15 protein-coding genes are annotated in these 16,479 nt (G+C 74.3%); 8 read left to right on the forward strand and 7 right to left on the reverse strand.

The window, feature by feature from the left end:
• Positions 1 to 28: 28 nt before the first annotated feature.
• Positions 29 to 2,701: a LuxR C-terminal-related transcriptional regulator gene (locus tag ACPOLB_RS22105; protein ID WP_425258199.1), complete on the reverse strand. Its 2,673-nt coding sequence runs from the start codon at positions 2,699 to 2,701 to the stop codon at positions 29 to 31.
• A 243-nt stretch (positions 2,702 to 2,944) separates the two neighbouring features.
• Between ACPOLB_RS22105 and ACPOLB_RS22110 the strand changes: the two genes are divergently transcribed.
• The 3 genes from ACPOLB_RS22110 to ACPOLB_RS22120 all read left to right on the forward strand — a co-directional run bounded on the left by ACPOLB_RS22110 (position 2,945) and on the right by ACPOLB_RS22120 (position 7,608).
• Entirely contained in the window at positions 2,945 to 3,331 is a 387-nt protein-coding gene (locus tag ACPOLB_RS22110) for a hypothetical protein (RefSeq protein ID WP_425258200.1), read from the forward strand.
• Between the two features lie 140 nt (positions 3,332 to 3,471).
• Positions 3,472 to 5,544: a TonB-dependent receptor gene (locus tag ACPOLB_RS22115; protein ID WP_425258201.1), complete on the forward strand. Its 2,073-nt coding sequence runs from the start codon at positions 3,472 to 3,474 to the stop codon at positions 5,542 to 5,544.
• 117 nt (positions 5,545 to 5,661) lie between these two features.
• Positions 5,662 to 7,608 carry a PAS domain-containing protein gene (locus tag ACPOLB_RS22120; protein ID WP_425258202.1) on the forward strand — a complete coding sequence of 649 codons (1,947 nt, stop codon included), beginning with the start codon at positions 5,662 to 5,664 and terminating at the stop codon, positions 7,606 to 7,608.
• 3 nt (positions 7,609 to 7,611) lie between these two features.
• Here the strand turns inward: ACPOLB_RS22120 and pdxH are convergent, their stop codons facing one another.
• Complete coding sequence (gene pdxH / locus ACPOLB_RS22125) at positions 7,612 to 8,244, reverse strand: pyridoxamine 5'-phosphate oxidase (RefSeq protein ID WP_425258203.1); 633 nt, start codon at positions 8,242 to 8,244, stop codon at positions 7,612 to 7,614.
• A 157-nt stretch (positions 8,245 to 8,401) separates the two neighbouring features.
• On the opposite strand from pdxH, the gene ACPOLB_RS22130 reads away from it, so the two are divergent.
• A complete protein-coding gene (locus tag ACPOLB_RS22130; RefSeq protein WP_425258204.1) occupies positions 8,402 to 9,040 on the forward strand; it encodes a nucleotidyltransferase family protein in 639 nt (212 codons plus the stop codon).
• Positions 9,041 to 9,049: 9 nt separating this feature from the next.
• On the opposite strand, the gene ACPOLB_RS22135 is transcribed toward ACPOLB_RS22130, so the two are convergent.
• The gene (locus ACPOLB_RS22135) at positions 9,050 to 9,655 is read right to left on the reverse strand and encodes a gamma-glutamylcyclotransferase (protein WP_425258205.1); all 606 of its coding nucleotides are present in this window, start codon (positions 9,653 to 9,655) and stop codon (positions 9,050 to 9,052) included.
• 140 nt (positions 9,656 to 9,795) lie between these two features.
• On the opposite strand from ACPOLB_RS22135, the gene edd reads away from it, so the two are divergent.
• On the forward strand, positions 9,796 to 11,616 hold the full coding sequence (edd, locus tag ACPOLB_RS22140; protein ID WP_425258206.1) for a phosphogluconate dehydratase: 1,821 nt from the start codon (positions 9,796 to 9,798) through the stop codon (positions 11,614 to 11,616).
• Positions 11,607 to 12,236 (forward strand): bifunctional 4-hydroxy-2-oxoglutarate aldolase/2-dehydro-3-deoxy-phosphogluconate aldolase, encoded by a 630-nt coding sequence (locus ACPOLB_RS22145; protein WP_425258207.1) that lies wholly within the window; start codon positions 11,607 to 11,609, stop codon positions 12,234 to 12,236. The genes edd and ACPOLB_RS22145 overlap by 10 nt, the downstream gene beginning before the upstream one ends.
• Before the next feature lie 17 nt (positions 12,237 to 12,253).
• Here ACPOLB_RS22145 and ACPOLB_RS22150 read toward each other — a convergent pair whose 3' ends face one another.
• The 3 genes from ACPOLB_RS22150 to ACPOLB_RS22160 are packed head-to-tail and all read right to left on the reverse strand — an operon-like array spanning position 12,254 to position 13,801.
• Complete coding sequence (locus ACPOLB_RS22150) at positions 12,254 to 12,850, reverse strand: FMN-binding negative transcriptional regulator (RefSeq protein WP_425258208.1); 597 nt, start codon at positions 12,848 to 12,850, stop codon at positions 12,254 to 12,256.
• Between the two features lie 22 nt (positions 12,851 to 12,872).
• Entirely contained in the window at positions 12,873 to 13,283 is a 411-nt protein-coding gene (gene gloA / locus ACPOLB_RS22155) for a lactoylglutathione lyase (RefSeq protein WP_425258209.1), read from the reverse strand.
• Positions 13,280 to 13,801, reverse strand: coding sequence for a PaaI family thioesterase (locus ACPOLB_RS22160; RefSeq protein WP_425261959.1), 522 nt, complete (start codon positions 13,799 to 13,801; stop codon positions 13,280 to 13,282). Before ACPOLB_RS22160 ends, gloA begins: the two co-directional genes overlap by 4 nt.
• Before the next feature lie 71 nt (positions 13,802 to 13,872).
• Here ACPOLB_RS22160 and ACPOLB_RS22165 point away from each other — a divergent pair, with 71 nt between their 5' ends.
• Complete coding sequence (locus ACPOLB_RS22165; RefSeq protein ID WP_425258210.1) at positions 13,873 to 14,373, forward strand: MarR family winged helix-turn-helix transcriptional regulator; 501 nt, start codon at positions 13,873 to 13,875, stop codon at positions 14,371 to 14,373.
• Entirely contained in the window at positions 14,366 to 15,613 is a 1,248-nt protein-coding gene (locus ACPOLB_RS22170) for an MFS transporter (protein ID WP_425258211.1), read from the forward strand. The genes ACPOLB_RS22165 and ACPOLB_RS22170 overlap by 8 nt, the downstream gene beginning before the upstream one ends.
• On the opposite strand, the gene ACPOLB_RS22175 is transcribed toward ACPOLB_RS22170, so the two are convergent.
• On the reverse strand, positions 15,614 to 16,414 hold the full coding sequence (locus ACPOLB_RS22175; RefSeq protein ID WP_425258212.1) for an SDR family NAD(P)-dependent oxidoreductase: 801 nt from the start codon (positions 16,412 to 16,414) through the stop codon (positions 15,614 to 15,616).
• Positions 16,415 to 16,479: the final 65 nt, after the last annotated feature.

Consider the following 16,479-nt stretch of genomic DNA (forward strand, 5'->3'; position numbering starts at 1 on the left):
CATGGCCCGCCGCGGCGGCCGGTCGCCTTCAGCGCTGCAGGTACCAGGCCGCCGCCTGGCCGCGCGAGGCGAGCCCGAGCTTGTCGAGGATGTTCGCCACGTGCCGCTTCACCGTGTGCGGGCTCAGGTCGAGCGCGCGGGCGATCAGCTTGTTGCTGTCGCCGGCGGCCAGGCGTTCCAGCACGTCGCGCTCGCGGGCGCTGAGCACGTCGGCCGGTGCGCGCGGCAAGGCGCCGGCGACCGTGCCGGCTGCGTCGTCGGCGGTGTCGGCGGCCGCGTCGGCGGGGGCGCCGGCGGCGGCGTCGGCCAGCCGCAGCCAGTGCTGCAGCAGCGCGGCCTGCGCGCCCGGCAGCAGGCCGCGCCAGTCGGCCACGGCCAGCCGGCGCAGCGCCGGCCGGGCCATCAGCACCGCACCGACGCCGCCGCCGGCCTGCACCCGCTCGAACACGGGCAGCAGCAGGGTGGCGGCCTCGTCGGCGTCGGCGGGATCGGCATGGTCGCGGGCCAGCAGCGCCGCGGCCAGGAACAGCCGCGTCTCGGTGCCGTGGCCCAGGCGCTCGAGTGCCGGCTCGTCCTCGAGCGCACGCCGCCAGTGGCCGATGGCGGCCGCCGTGTCGCCGGCCAGCCAGGCGCGCTGGCCGCGCAGCGGCTCGATCTGGTTGACCTGCGTCGGCGGCGCCGTGACGTCGCCGCGCGACTGCTCCAGCCGCGTGAGGTGGCGTTCCAGCGTGGCACTGTCCTCGAACAGCGCCGCGATGCGCGCCGCGTAGTAGACGCTGGCCCACAGCGACCATGCGCCGCGGCCGGCTGGGTGGTCCTCGATCAGCGCCTGCGCCAGCGCCAGCGCGCGCTGGCGGTGGCCGCGCAGCGTGTGCACCACGGTGGCCAGCAGCAGCAGCTGGCCCTGCACGTTGACCGGGTTGCCGAGCCAGCGGCAGTCGTCCTCGGCCACCGCCAGCGCGGCATCGGCGGCGTCGAGATCGGCCGTCTGCCAGGCGTGGTGCCAGGCGGCCTGGATCTGCGCCAGCGCGCGCAGCGGCAGCGGCCGGTCGCCCGTCAGGCGCAGCGCGCCGTCCACGTAGCGCTGCAGCGGCCGCGCGGTGCCGGGGATGCCGTTGATGCGCGGCAGCGGGTGCCCGCGGTACCACAGCGACGCGTCGCCGCTGCCGTCGAGCAGGTCCATCAGTTCGTCGAGCAGCGGGCCGATGCGGTGGTTCGAGCCCAGGTCCAGCGCATGCCAGATGCAGGCCACGAGCACGACGACGCGGGTCTCGGTGGACACGGACTCGCGCCGCAGCAGCGACAGCCGCGCGCCGCTCTCGGTGGGCCGGCCCAGCGCGTTCAGCCCCAGCGTCTGGTAGGCCACCGCGGCGCGGCGGCGGTCCTCGTCGCCGGCGGCGGCGAAGCCGGCCTCGGCCCGGCGCATCGCCTCGACCATGGCCGCGAAGTCCCAGCGCGCCCAGGCCACCAGGCCCAGCACCGACTGCATGGTCGGCGAGGCCAGCACGAAGCTGCCCGGGAACTGGTCCACCAGGTGCGTGACGGTGCCCAGCGCGCCTTCGGTCAGCAGCGCGCGCGTCTGCGCGTACAGCGCCTCGGCGGCGGCGTCCAGGTCGCCGGCGTGCAGCAGCATCAGCAGCTGGCGCGCCGGATCGCCTTCGCCTGCGGCGGCGCGCTGCCACAGCACTGGCCATTCGTCGGGGCGCTCGCGCTGCAGGCGCTGCTGCAGGGCCTCGCGGAACAGGTCGTGCAGCTTGAGCGTCGGCTCGGTGGCGTCCAGCGGCGTCACGAACAGGCCCAGGCGGTCGATCTCGTCGAGCAGCAGCGCGGCGCGCGGGTTGCCCGACACCGCCGCGGCGCGTGCCGCCGTCAGCTCGGGCAGCACGGACGTGCGCAGCAGGAAGCAGCGCAGCTCGTCGCTCTGCTGGTCGATGACCTCGGTGGCGAGGAAGTCGAACATCGCGCGGTCGCTGCTGGAGGGCGCGCGCCCGGGCCCGCGCGACAGCGCCAGGCGCAGGCCGGCGGCCCAGCCCTGGGTGCGCTCGAGCAGTGCGTCCAGCGCCTCGGGGCCGATCGGGGCCAGGCCCGCGGCGCTGCCGAGCCGCAACACGTCGTCGCGGTCGAACTGCAGGTCGTCCTGGCGGAATTCGGCCAGCTCGCCCTGCGCACGCAGCCGCGCCAGCGCGATCGGCGGGTCGCGGCGGGTCGACAGCGCGACCGTCCAGCGCGGGCCCAGGCGCGGCAGCAGGCGGTCGAGCATGTCGAAGAATGCGTCGTCCTCGACGCGGTGCAGGTCGTCGAAGACGAGCACGCCGTGCGGCACGTCGCAGGCGTCCAGCGCCAGCAGCAGTTCGGCCACGGCGCGGGCGCGCGTGGCGGCGTCTCCGGCCTGCGCGATCAGCGCCTCGGGGGCGGTGCGCCAGGGCAGGTCGAAGGGCTCCAGCGCCGCGATCAGGCACTCCAGCAGCCGTGCCAGGTCGTCGCCCTCGTCGGCCGCCACCCAGGCCAGCGCGGTGCCCGCGGGCAGCAGGCCGATCTGCCGCGCCAGTGCCGCGGTCTTGCCGTAGCCCGCGGCGGCGCTGACCAGCACCAGGCGCTGCGACAGCAGGGCCTCGCCGAGCCGGACCTCCAGGGCCGGTCGTGCGATCAGCAGGCCGGTGCGCGGCCGCGGCGGCTGGATCTTGGTGCGTGCGAAGCCCATGCGGTGCAGGCAGGATGGCCGAGGCGGTGGTGGTGGTGACGGGCAACCAGGCTGCACATTGTGCAAGCGCGCACGCCGCACCGGCACGGCGGCGGTGGCGGACGCGGTCTGCAGGGTGTGCATGGCGCAGATGCTGCAGGGGCACGGCGTGCGCCGGCAGGGGCATGCGACGGACGACGCCCCCGCGGGTGCCAACGCTGCGCCACGGCAGACGGGCCGAACTTTGATAGGCTCGCGCTCCCCGTGACCCCGCTGCGCCCCACCTCCCGACACCGCCGCCCGCTGGCCCTGGCCTGGCTGCTGGCAGCCGCCATGCTGCTGGCGCAGGGGCTGGGCCTGGTGCACGCGGTGCGCCATGCGCCCGGGCTGGCGCATCCCGCGGGGCTGGCGTCGGTGCACGACCACGGCGCCGGGCCCGTGCAGGTGGCCGCAGCCTTCGGGGGCCACGACGGGCAGGACGCGGCGAGCTGCCGGCTCTACGACCAGCTCACCCATGCCGACGTGCTGCCGGTCGCGGCGCTGCCGCTGCCGGCCGACGCGGACGCCGCGGCCCGGCCGGCCCTGCAGCCGGCCGGCTGGCTGCCGCGCTGCCAGACCGCCTACAGCGCCCGCGCGCCGCCCCGCGGCTGACGCCGTCGCGGCGTGCGCCTGCGCGCCGCGCGCTCCCCTCCATTCGTCGCACCGCGGCGGCCCCGGGCTGCCCGCGGCGCCACTGCTGCGCGCGGCCGTTGCCGCCTGCGCAGCCCCGTCCATCCGAGGTTGATTCCCCCATGTTCCTTCGCCCCCACTTCCTGCCGCAGCGCACGCTGCTGGCCGCCGCCGTGGCGGCCGGCATCACCGGCCTGCCGGCCGCGGCCCAGACCACCCCCGCCGCTCCGGCACCGCAGACCGCCACCCCCGGCGCGGTCACCACCATCGTCGTCACGGGCAACCCGCTGGGCCGCGACGCCACCACCAGCCCGGTCAGCGTGCTCGCGGGCGACGGCCTCACGCTGCGTCGCGCCGGCACGCTGGGCGAGACGCTCGACGGCCTGCCCGGCGTGGCCTCCACCTGGTTCGGGCCCAACGCAAGCCGTCCCGTGATCCGCGGCCTCGACGGCGACCGCATCCGCATGCTCGACAACGGCGGCAGCACGCTCGACGCGTCGAGCCTGAGCTTCGACCACGCAGTGGCGATCGACCCGCTGGCCGTGGAGCGCATCGAGGTGCTGCGCGGCCCGGCGGCGCTGCTGTACGGAGGCAACGCCACCGGTGGCGTCGTCAACACCATCGACAACCGCATTCCGCGCGCGGCCATCGCGGGCGTCGGCGGGCGTGCCGAACTGCGCCTGGGCGGCGCCGCGTCCACGCGCGCCGCGGCGGCGCTGGTCGAGGGTGGCGGCGACGGCTTCGCGTGGCATGCCGACGCCTTCGCGCGCCGCAGCGACGACCTGCGCGTGCCGACCTACACGCCCGTGGCCGACGGCGAGGCGCTGCCGCCCACCGACCGCGTGCGCAACTCGGCGGCGCGCGCGCAAGGCGGCGCGGTCGGCGGCAGCTGGATCGGCCGCGACGGCCACCTCGGCATGTCGCTGGAGACCCTGCGCAACGACTACGGCGTCACGGCCGAGCCCGACGTCACGATCCGCATGGAACGCGAGCGCGTGGCGCTGGCCGGCACGCAGCGCGGCATCGGCTGGGTCGAGCAGCTCGACGCGCAAGCCAGCCACACGCGCTACCAGCACCAGGAAGTGGAAGGCGACGGCGCGGTGGGCACCACCTTCGGCAGCCGCGGCACCGCGCTGCGCGTGCAGGCGCGCCACGCCGCGCTGGCCACGCCGCTGGGGCCGCTGCAGGGCGTGGTCGGGCTGCAGGGCGAACGCCAGCGTTTCTCGGCACTGGGGGAGGAAGCCTTCGTGCCCGGCACGCGGACACGGTCGAGCGCGCTGTTCGTCGTCGAAGAGCTGCAGCTCGGCCGCGTGCAGCTGTCGGCCGGCCTGCGCGGCGAGCGGGTGCAGGTCGATTCCGACGGCGACGCGGCCGACGCGGCCGAGCCGAAGTTCGGCGCCGCGGTGCAGCGGCGCTTCCAGCCGGCCAGCGGTTCGCTGGGCGCTGTGTTCGACGCCGGCGGCGGCTGGCAGCTCAGCACCAGCGTCGGCCACACCGAACGGGCGCCGGCGGACTACGAGCTGTATGCCAACGGCCTGCACCTGGCCACCGCGGCCTTCGAAGTGGGCGACCCGACGCTGGGCGTGGAGCGCAGCAACAACGTCGAGCTCGGCGCACGCTGGAAGCAGGCCGACACCAGCCTGCAGCTGAGCCTGTTCCGCACGCGCTTCTCGCGCTACATCGCGCTGGAAGCCAGCGGCAACAGCGTCGACGTCGAAGGCGATCCGGTGCCCGAGTACGTGTTCCGCGGCGTCGCGGCACGCCTGCAGGGCCTGGAGATCGACGGCCGCTGGCGCGTGGCGGGCGCGCCGCTGCAACTGGCGCTGACGGGCGGGCTCGACGTGGTGCGCGGCGACAACCTCGACAGCGGCGAGCCGCTGCCGCGCATCGCACCGCTGCGGGTGCGGGCGGGTGTCGACATGGGCGCAGGCCACTGGCGCGGCGGCCTCGGCCTGCGCCACGCCGCGGCGCAGGACCGCGTGCCCGCCACCGACACCGCCACGGCCAGCCACACGCTGGCCGACCTGTGGTTCAGCTGGCAGCAGCGCCTGCCCGTGGGCGAGGCGCTGCTGTATGCGCGCATCGACAACATCGGCAACACGCTGGCCAGCAACGCCAGTTCGATCCGCACGCTGCGCGACCTGGCGCCGCTGCCGGGCCGGGCCGTGTCCGCGGGGCTGCGGCTGGCGTTCTGAGCCGCGGCCGGCGGGCCGGCGCGCCGCTACACTGATCCGCATGGACCCTGTGTGGCAAAGCGCGCCGGTACCCGCCCTGCATGCCCGCCGGGCCGCGGGCAGCCCGTGGAGCAAGCGGTGGGCCCGGTAGATCCGCTGGAGCCGGCAGACGCGGCGCAGCAGCGCGCCGGCATGCTGGTCGAACACACGCGGCTTGCCGCGGAGTCGATCGGCGTGGGCTTCTGGAGCCGCAACCTCGACGCCGGCACGGCGTACTGGGACGCGCAGATGTACCGCATCCACCGGCGCGACCCGCAGCGCGGGCCGCCGGGCTTCGACACCTGGATCGACGAGCACGTGCACGCCAGCGACCGCACCTGGGTGACGGCGCTGCACCTGCGCGCCAGCCACGACTGGCAGGCGGTGGTGGACGCGATCTTCCGCGCCCCCGACGACGACAGCGGCGGCGAGCGTTGGGTGCAGAGCTGGACGCGCCGCCTCGTGCGCGACGGCCAGCGCGTGGCCTTCGGCATGCACCTGGACGTGACCGACCGCCAGCGCAACGAAGCGCGGCTGCAACGCGAACGCGAGCGCACGCGGTTTGCCATCGAGGCCGCCGAGCTGGGCATCTGGGAGCGCCGGCTCGACGGCACGGCGGGCTACTGGAACGACGCCATGTACCGCCTGCGCGGCCTCGACCCGGCCGACCCCCGCACGGTGGAAGAGCTGGTGCTGCAGGTCAGCCACCCCGACGACCTGCCGGCGCTGAACCGCCTGGTGCAGAGCCACCTGCGCGACGGCACGCCGTACCGCTTCGAGTTCCGCGTGCTGCGGCCCGATGGGCAGCAGCGCTGGCTGGTCACGCACGGACGGGCGCTGCGCGACGACCAGGGCCGGCTGCTGGGCATGGCCGGCATCAACCTCGACATCACCGAGCGCCGGCAGGCGGACGCGCTGCGCCAGCAGACCGAGCGCGCCGAGCAGGCCAGCCGCGACCAGTCGGCCTTCCTGGCGCGTGTGAGCCACGAGCTGCGCACGCCGATGAACGCGGTGCTGGGCTTCGCGCAGCTGCTGCGCGACGATGCCGACGAGCCGCCCAGCCCGCGCCAGCGCGAGCGGCTGCAGCGCATCCACGATGCCGGCGCGCAGATGATGACGCTGGTGGACGAACTGCTGGCGCTGGCCAGCGCCGAGTCGGGCGGCGACGCCGCCGAGACGCTGGCGCCGGCCGAGCTGCTGCCGTCCGTGCTGCAGGGCTGGCAGGCGCAGGCACGGCAGCACGGCGTGACGCTGCGCTGCGGCGACGTGCCCGGCCACGTGCGGGCCGACCGGCGGCAGCTGCAGCAGCTGCTGTCGCACCTGGTGGGCCATGCCGTGCGCCGGCAGCGCCAGGGCGGATGGGTCGAGGTGCAGGGCCGCATCGACGCCAGCGGCGATGAACCCGTGGTGGTGCTGCGCGTGCGCGACGGCGGCGCTGGCTGCGACGCCGCGGCGCGGGCGGCGCTGTTCGACCTGTTCCCGACGCAGGGCGCCGCGGCGACCACGACGCACGGCAGCGGCATCGCGCTCGCGCTGGCCCGGCGCATCGCGCGGGCACTGGGCGGCCAGCTCGATGCCGTGGGCGAGGACGGCCAGGCCCCGGTGCTGTGCCTGACGCTGCCGGCCGTGCCGGTCCCGGCGGGCGCGGCGCCGCAGGCCGGTGGCGAACGCCCGCTGCGCGTGCTGTGCGTCGAGGACAACCCGGTCAACCTGATGCTGGTGCGCGAGCTGCTCGCGCTGCGCCCGCAGGTGCGCCTGCGCGAGGCGGCCGACGGCGGCCAGGGCATCGCGCTGGCGCTGGCGGAGCCGCCCGACCTGCTGCTGCTGGACCTGCAGCTGCCCGACATCGGCGGGCTCGAGGTGCTGCGCCGGTTGCGTGCCGAGCCGGCGCTGTCGCGCTGCACGTTCGTGGTCTTGTCGGCCAACGCGATGCCCGACCACATCGCCCAGGCGCGTGCCGCCGGCTGCGACGACTACTGGACCAAGCCGATCGACTTCCCGCGCTTCCTGGCGGCCATCGACCGCCTGGCGGCAGCGCCGCGCTGACTCCTAGGGCGCCAGGCGCTCGCGCAGCCAGCCATCGGCCTGCTGCCGGTAGCGCAGCCGGTCGTGCAGCCGGCTCTTGCGGCCCTGCCAGAACTCCCAGGTGTCGGGCACCAGCCGGTAGCCGCCCCAGTGCGGAGGCCGCGGCGGGTGCAGCGCGTGCTGCGCCGCCACCTTCGCGGCGTTGGCCACCAGCACCGCGCGCGAGGCGATGACCTGGCTTTGCGGCGAGGCCCAGGCACCGATGCGCGAATCGAGCGGGCGGCTCGCGAAGTAGCTGTCGGACTGCTCGGCGCTGGTCTTCTCGACCCGGCCCTCGATGCGCACGACGCGTTCGAGCTCGACCCAGTGGAACTGCAGCGCGGCCCACGGGTGCTGGGCCAGTTCGCGGCCCTTGCGGCTGTCGTAGTTGGTGTACCAGACGATGCCGCGTGCGTCGAAGCCCTTGATCAGCACCACGCGTGTCGACGGCCGGCCGTCGGCGCCGACGGTGGCCAGCGTCATCGCGTTGGGCTCGGGCAGCTGCCCGTCGATGGCCTGCTGCAGCCAGCGTTCGAACTGCTGCAGCGGGTCGGCGGCCGAGGCGTCCTCGTCGAGTGCGTCGCGTTCGTAGCTCTTGCGCAGGGCGGCGATGTCCATACGGTTGAGTATAGGCAGCCGCCCGTGCCGCACCGGTCCTTCCCTTACGTGGTTCACCGTAGGTGAACGTCCCACTGGTTGCAGTGCAGCATCGCCCGCATTCTTGCCGGGCAGGAGGGCCAGGGCCCGCCGGGACACCACAACAACAACGCCGACCATGCACATCCGCCCGACCATCGTCGTGCTGGCCGCCGGCCCCGGACGCCGCTTCCTGGGCGGCGGCCACAAGCTCGCACAGCCGCTGGGCAGCAGCACGGTGCTGGGCACGACGCTGGCCAACGCCATCCAGACACGGCTGCCGGTGGTGGTGGTGACGACCGCGGCGCTGGCGCCGCTGGTGGCCGACCAGCTGGCGCACCGCGACACGGTGCTGGTCGACGAAGACGACGCGCGCCGCGGCATCGGCCACGCCATCGCGGCCGGCGTCGCCGAGCGGGCCTCGTCACCGGGCTGGCTGATCCTGCCCGGCGACATGCCGCTGGTGCGTCCGGCCACGCTGCTGGCCGTGGCGTCGCGCCTGGAGCAGCACCCGGTGGCCTACGCCCAGCACCGCGGGCGGCACGGCCACCCCGTGGGCTGCTCGGCCGAGCTGTACTCCGACCTCGTCACGCTGCAGGGCGACGAGGGCGTGCGCCGCCTCGTGGCACGCTACCCCGGCGTCGCCGCCGAGGTCGACGACCCCGGGGTGCTGGTCGACGTCGACACCGAGGCCGACCTCGACGCGGTGCGGCAGGCGCTGGCAGCGGCCGGGCCGGCCTCGGCGGCGGCGGCAGCCGAGGCTGCCAGCCCCGACTGAAGCGCGGCGCTACACCAGCCCGGCGCTGCGGGCCAGGCGCATCAGGCGCTCGATCTCGCGGTCGCGCACCCCGTGGCGGTGCAGCGCGTGCGCGGTGTCGGCTAGGTAGTCCAGCGTGGTGCCGTACTTGCCGCGGGCGTGGCGCAGGATGTGCAGCACCTGCTCGTCGGCCATCGGGCCCATGTAGGCGTCGCTGCGGCGGCTGAGCGTGAAGGCCAGCGCCGGCACCACGCCGTGCGCGGTGCGGCAGGGCAGGAAACGCGGGTCGTAGACGCCGGTGGGCATCTCGCGCGCCCACAGGCGCTGCAGCTCGTCGTCGGCCGTCTCGCGCCGCAGGCGGTACACGACGCCCCGGCACGCGCCGCCGGGCAGCAGCGCGAACACCAGCCCCGGCTGCTGCGGCGTGCCGCGGTTGATGCGCGAGCGCATGCGCAGCGCGCGGTGCCAGCCGTGCACGAGCGCGCTGCGGTGCTCGGCGGCGTCGAACTCCGGGCGCCAGATCAGCGAGGCGTAGCCGAACACCCACAGGTCGCGCTGTCCGCCCCAGTCGGCGCGCAGCCGGGCGAGCATGTGCGCGGGATCGCGCACGATCAGCTGGGCATCGACGGTGTGCAAGCGCGGGTGGGGCGTGGTGGCGACCCGCCGATGGTATGCAAACACCGCGCCCGGCAGAGGTGATCGATTTGACGATGTAACCCAGTTACCTAATAATGGACATCGTGGTTACATCACCAGGCTCGCCACCTGCTCCCGACATGCACGCTGCCATCGCCCGCATCACCCGCCGCATCGCCGAGCGCAGCGCGCCCACGCGCAGCGCCTATCTCGATCAGGTCGACCGCATGGCGGCACGCCCGCGCGGCAGCGATCGGATGGGCTGCGCCAACGTCGCGCACGCCTTTGCCGCGCTGCCGGCCAACGACAAGCTGCGCGTGGTGGCCGAGCGGGCGCCGCACATCGGCATCGTCACGGCCTACAACGACATGCTCTCGGCGCACCAGCCCTACGAGGGCTATCCCGCCCTGGTGCGCGACGAGGCGCGCCGCCACGGCGCCACGGTGCAGGTGGCCGGCGGCGTGCCGGCCATGTGCGACGGGGTCACGCAGGGGCTGCCCGGCATGGAGCTGAGCCTCTTCTCGCGCGACAGCATCGCGATGTCCACCGCCATCGCGCTCAGCCACGACGTCTTCGATGCCGCGCTGCTGCTGGGCGTGTGCGACAAGATCGTGCCCGGGCTGCTGATCGGCGCGCTGCACTTCGGGCACCTGCCGTGCGTGTTCGTGCCGGCCGGGCCGATGGGCACGGGCCTGTCGAACAACGCGAAGGCGAAGGTGCGCGAGCAGTACGCGCAAGGCCAGGTCGGGCGCGCCGAGCTGCTCGAAGCCGAGAGCGCCGCCTACCACGGCCCCGGCACCTGCACCTTCTACGGCACCGCCAACAGCAACCAGATGCTGCTGGAGGCCATGGGTCTGCACGTGCCGGGTGCCGCCTTCGTGCACCCGCACGATGGCCTGCGCGAGGCGCTGACGCGCGAGGCGGTGGGCACGGTGCTCGGCATCACGCAGCGCAGCACCCGCTTCACGCCGATCGGCCGGCTGGTCGACGAGCGCGTGATCGTCAACGCGATGGTCGCGCTGCTGGCCACCGGCGGCAGCACCAACCACCTGATCCACTGGGTGGCGGTGGCGCGTGCGGCCGGCATCGTGATCGACTGGACCGACTTCGCCGAGCTGTCGGCCGTGGTGCCGCTGCTGGCGCGTGTGTATCCCAACGGCAGCGCCGACGTGAACCAGTTCCAGGCGGCCGGCGGCCCCGGTTTCGTGCTGCGCGAGTTGCTCGACGGCGGCTGCCTGCACGGCGACGTGGCCACCGTCAGCGCACGCGGCCTGCGTGCCTACACCGACGTGCCCGCACTCGCCGAGGGCGGTGCACTGCACTGGCGCACGCTGCCCGCGGCGAGCGGCGATGACGGCATCGTGCGCCCGCTGGCGGCGCCGTTCTCGGCCACCGGCGGGCTGAAGCTGCTCACCGGCAACCTCGGCCGCTCGGTCATCAAGACCTCGGCCGTGCCCGACGACCGCCACGTGATCGAGGCGCCGGCGCTGGTGTTCGACAGCCAGGAAGCGCTGCTGGCCGCCTTCGCCGCGGGACAGCTGGAGCGCGACCTGGTCGCGGTGGTGCGCTTCCAGGGTCCGCAGGCCAACGGCATGCCCGAGCTGCACAAGCTGACGCCGCCGCTGGCGGTGCTGCAGGGCAAGGGCTTCCGCGTCGCGCTGGTCACCGACGGCCGCATGAGCGGCGCCTCGGGCAAGGTGCCGGCGGCCATCCACGTCAGCCCCGAGGCCTTGTGCGGCGGGCCGCTGGCCAAGGTGCGCGACGGCGACGTGCTGCGCCTGGACGCCGAGGCCGGCACGCTGCAGGCGCTGGTGGACGATGTCACGTGGGCGGCACGCCCGGCGGCGACAATCGACCCCGCTCAACACGCCGCGCACGGGCACGACCTGGGGCGCGAGCTCTTCGCCGGCATGCGGCGCAACGTACGGAGCGCCGAGGAAGGCGCTGTGACATGGCGATGAACCCGCTCGAACTGGCCGACCACGGCCCCGTGATCCCCGTCATCGTGCTGCAGCGCGTGGAAGACGCGGTGCCGCTGGCGCGCGCGCTGCTGGACGGCGGCGTGCGCGTGCTGGAAGTGACGCTGCGCACGCCCGCGGCGCTGGATTGCATGCGCGCGATCGCGCGCGCGCTGCCCGAGGCGATCGTCGGCGCCGGCACCATCCGCTCGGTCGCCGACGCCGAAGCGGCCAAGGACGCCGGCTGCCGCTTCGGCGTGAGCCCCGGGTACGACAGCGACATCGGCCACGCCTGCCGCAACATGGGCCTGCCGCTGCTGCCCGGCGTGGCCACGGCCAGCGAGGTGATGGCGGCCAACGCCGACGGCTACGACTTCCTGAAGTTCTTCCCGGCCACCGCGGCCGGCGGCATCCCGATGCTGAAGGGCCTGCACGGGCCGTTCGCCGACGTGTCCTTCTGCCCCACGGGCGGCATCACGCCCGAGACGGCGCCGCAGTTCCTGGCGCTGCCCAACGTGAAAGTCTGCGGCGGTTCGTGGCTGACGCCGCAGGACGCGGTGGACGCCCAGGACTGGGCACGCATCACGCGGCTGGCGCGCGAGGCCTCGGCGCTGCGGCGCTGACCCGCGCGGCCCCGGCCTCAGGGCCGGACCAGCGCGGCCATCGGGTCGTCGCCCAGGCCGTCGGCCACGCCCTCGCGGTCGGCGGCCTGGCGGTTCTGGCTGACCTTCCACTTGCCGACCAGGCGCGCCACCGGGATCTCGATGCCGACGATGGCGCGCAGCATCTGCTGCACGTAGTCGTCGGGCGCGTCGGCCACGGCCCACGGCTGCGCGCGCGGTGCTTCGTGGTGCGCCGTCAGGCCCGACACCAGCGTGTGCAGCCAGGGCGCGTCGTCCACCGCGCGCAGCGTGCCGTGCGCGTGCACCACGGTGTAGTTCCAGGTCGGCACGACCTTGTGGTGCTCGGCCTTGCCCGGGTACCACGACGGCGTGATGTAGGCCTGCGGGCCGCGGAAGATCGCCAGCACCGGCTGCCCGTCGGCGTGGCGCCACAGCGGGTTGGCGCGTGCCACGTGGCCGCGCAGCGTCTGGCTGGCGGGATCGTATTCCAGCGGCAGGTGGTCGGCGGTCATGCCGTCGGCGCCGGTGCTGACCAGCGCAGCCAGCGGGTGCGCGCGCATCAGCGCGTGCAGCGCCTGCGGGTCCTGCTGCTCGAAGTGCTTCGGCAGGTACATGGCGGCAGCCGTCCAGCCGGGCTCAGCGCAGGCCCGCGCCGGGGCCGTCCTCGGCGCGCTGGATCAGCTCGACCTTGTAGCCGTCGGGATCGGTGATGAAGGCGATCACCGTGGTGCCGCCCTTCACCGGGCCAGGTTCGCGCGTGACGTTGCCGCCGTTGGTGCGGATCTTCTCGCAGGCGGCGTACGCGTCGGGCACGCCGATGGCGATGTGGCCGTAGGCCGTGCCCAGGTCGTAGCTGGAGACGCCGTGGTTGTACGTCAGCTCCAGCTCGGCGTGCTCGGGGTTGCGCCCGTAGCCCAGGAAGGCGAGCGAGTAGTTCTGCGACGGGTTCTCGCTGGTGCGCAGCAGCGTCATGCCCATCACGTTGGTGTAGAAGTCGATGGACCGTTGCAGGTCGCCGACGCGCAGCATGGTGTGGAGCAGTCTCATGCCCGGGATTGTGCGGGAAGCTCGAACACCAGGCAGGTCGTGCTGGCATGCGCGTACAGCGTGCCGTCGGGGCCGAGCAGGCGTGCGGTGGCGGTGGCGAGCTGGCGGCCGCAGTGCTGCACCTCGCCGATCGCGCGCACGCGCTGCACCTTCGGGCTGATCGCGCGCACGAGGTTCACGCCGAGTTCGGCCGTGGTGTAGCCGCGGCCGGCCGGCATCATCGAGTGCACGGCGCAACCCAGCGCCGAATCCAGCAGCGTGGCGAACCAGCCGCCGTGCACGCTGCCCATCGGGTTCAGGTGCGCCGGCCCCGGCGTGCCCTGGAAGACGGCGCGGCCCTTGTCGACCTGCAGCAGCAGGAAGTCGAGCGTCTGCGCGATCGTGGGGTAGGGCAGTTCGCCGCGCAGCATGGCTTGCATCACGGCCAGGCCGTCCATGCCGGCGACCTGTTCGGGCCGCGCCACGCCAGGGCCGGCGCCGCCGGCGTTGCGGGCGCGCTGGACGGCTTCCTCGGCCATCCAGGTCTCCAGTTCGGAGGATGCTTGCATCGGTGCTCCTGAAAGTTGTAGATGCAACTATAGTCGAGCCCATGCCTTCCCGTGACAACGGCACCAGCCCTCCCGCCTCCGCGCCCGACGCCGTCCCGCGCGGCTGCACCAACCTGAAGCTGCGCCAGGCGAGCCGGCTGGTGACACGCCACTACGAACGCTTCGTCGCACCCACGGGACTGAAGATCACGCAGTACTCGCTGCTGTCGCACGTGGTGAAGCTGGGCCCGCTGCGTGCCGGTGCGCTGGCCGCGGCCATGCAGTTGGAGGCCTCGACGCTGACGCGCAACCTGCAGCCGCTGCTGCAGCAGGGCCTGGTGCAGATGCGCACCGGCGACGACGCGCGCAGCCGCGTCGTGGAGGCCACCGCGGCCGGACGCGCGCTGCGCGAGCAGGCGCAGCGCGCCTGGAAGCGCGCGCAGTCGGCCCTGAACGAGCGCCTGGGCAGCGCCCGGGTGGCGGCGCTGCACGCGCTGATCGACGAGTGCCTGCCGCTGCTCGAGACCGATGCCCCCCACCCCGAGGACACCCCCCATGGCTGACCCTGCGAACACGCCCGCGTACCGTCCCCTGCTGCTGGTGCTGCTGGCCGCCGCCGGCACCTTCGCGCTGACGATGGGAGCGCGCCAGTCGATGGGGCTGTTCGTCGGCAGCATCAACACCCACACCGGGCTGGGCCTGGCCAGCGTGAGCCTGGCGTTCGCGTTCGGGCAGCTCTGGTGGGGGCTGACGCAGCCGCTGGCCGGCATCGTCACCGACCGCCACGGTCCCGGCCGCGTGCTCGTGGTGGGCGTGCTGCTGGTGGCGCTGGGCACGGCGCTCATCCCGATGATGACCAGCACCTGGGGCCTGATCCTGGCCATCGGCGTGCTCGCGGCCGGCGGCGCCGGCATGGCCGGGCCGGCCACGCTGATGGCGGCCACGACGCGCCTGGTGGCCCCGGAGAAGCGCGGGCTCGCCACGGGCGTCGTCAATGCCGGCGGATCGTTCGGGCAGTTCGTGTTCGCGCCGCTGGCCCAGGGCGTGACCGCGGCGGCGGGCTGGATGGCCTCGGTGCAGACGCTGGCCGCACTGACGCTGCTGGCGCTGCCGGCGGCCTGGGTGCTGCGCGGCCAGGCGGCTGCACCGGCCACAGCGGCCGCAGCGCCGGCCCCGGCGCCGCCGCGCGAAGGCACACGCGCGGCGATGCGCCGGGCCTTCGCCGACCCGAGCTACCGGCTGCTTGCCGCCGGCTTCTTCGTCTGCGGCTTCCACGTCGCCTTTCTCGGCACGCACCTGCCCGGCGTGGTCGCGTCCTGCGGACTCTCGCCCGAGATCGGTGCCTGGTCGCTGGCGATGCTGGGCCTGTTCAACATCGTCGGCAGCCTGGGCATCGGCTGGCTGATGTCGCGCAACCGCTGGCAGATGAAGCACCTGCTGTCGGCCATCTACGCGCTGCGTGCGCTGGCCGTGCTGCTGTTCGTGCTGGCACCCAAGACGCCGGCCGTGATGCTGGTGTTCGCCGCGGTGATGGGGCTGACCTTCCTGTCCACCGTGCCGCCCACGGCGGGTCTGGTGGCGCGCTTCTTCGGCCCGGCGCACATGGCCACGCTGTTCGGCCTGGTGATGGTGACGCACCAGATCGGCGGCTTCCTTGGCGCCTGGCTCGGCGGCCAGGCCTTCGAGGCCAGCGGCAGCTACGACTGGATCTGGATTGCCGACATCCTGCTGGCCGTCGGAGCGGCGCTGCTGCACCTGCCGATCCGCGAACACCGGCCGCAGCCGCAGCCGGCCGCCGCCTGATCAGACCGGCACGGTGTAGTTCAGCGTCATGCGGCCGCCGTCGACGACGACGATCTCGCCGGTGACGTAGCTGGCCGCGTCGCTCAGCAGCCAGGCGCAGACGTCGGCGATCTCGCTTGGCTCGCCCAGGCGCTTCATCGGCGTGCGGCTGAGGATGCGTGTCTTGGCGTCTTCGCTGGTGAGCACCGCGTTCCTCGCCAGTTCGGTGGCGATGGTGCCCGGCGCCACCGCGTTGACGCGCACGCCGCGGTCGGCCAGCGACAGCGCCATCACGCGCGTGAGCTGGTCGATGGCGCCCTTGCTCGCGTTGTAGCTGGCGATGCTGGGGATGGCCAGGCGGCCGTTCACCGAGCTCATGTTCACCACCGCGCCGCGGCCGCGCTTCACCATCTCGCGCGCCACCGCCTGGCCGACGAGGAAGCTGCCCTTCAGGTTGACGGCGATGACGGCGTCCCAGTCGGCTTCGGTGATGTCGAGGAACTCCGCGGCGCGGAAGATGCCGGCGTTGTTGACGAGGCCGTCGACGTGGCCGAAGGCGGCCAGCGTGGCCGCCAGCGCGGCCTGCACGTCGGCGCTGCTGGACACGTTGCAGTGGCAGTACAGCGCGCGGTGGCCCCCAGCCTGCAGCTCGGCGGCCAGGGCCTGCCCGGCGGCGTCGGCCAGGTCCCACAGCGCCACGGCCGCGCCGTCGCGCGCCAGGCGGCGTGCGCAGGCTTCGCCGATACCTTGCGCGCCGCCGGTGATGACGACCACGCGGCCGCCGAGTGCGAAGTGGACCTCTTGCCGTGGCTCGTGCTGCATGACGCTGTGCTCCCGTGCTGCCTGCCGCGCGTGCGGTTGCGGTCGCGGCGGGCGCGCAGTGTAGC

It is taken from the genome of Rubrivivax soli, assembly GCF_049810355.1.
Lineage (GTDB): Bacteria > Pseudomonadota > Gammaproteobacteria > Burkholderiales > Burkholderiaceae_C > Rubrivivax.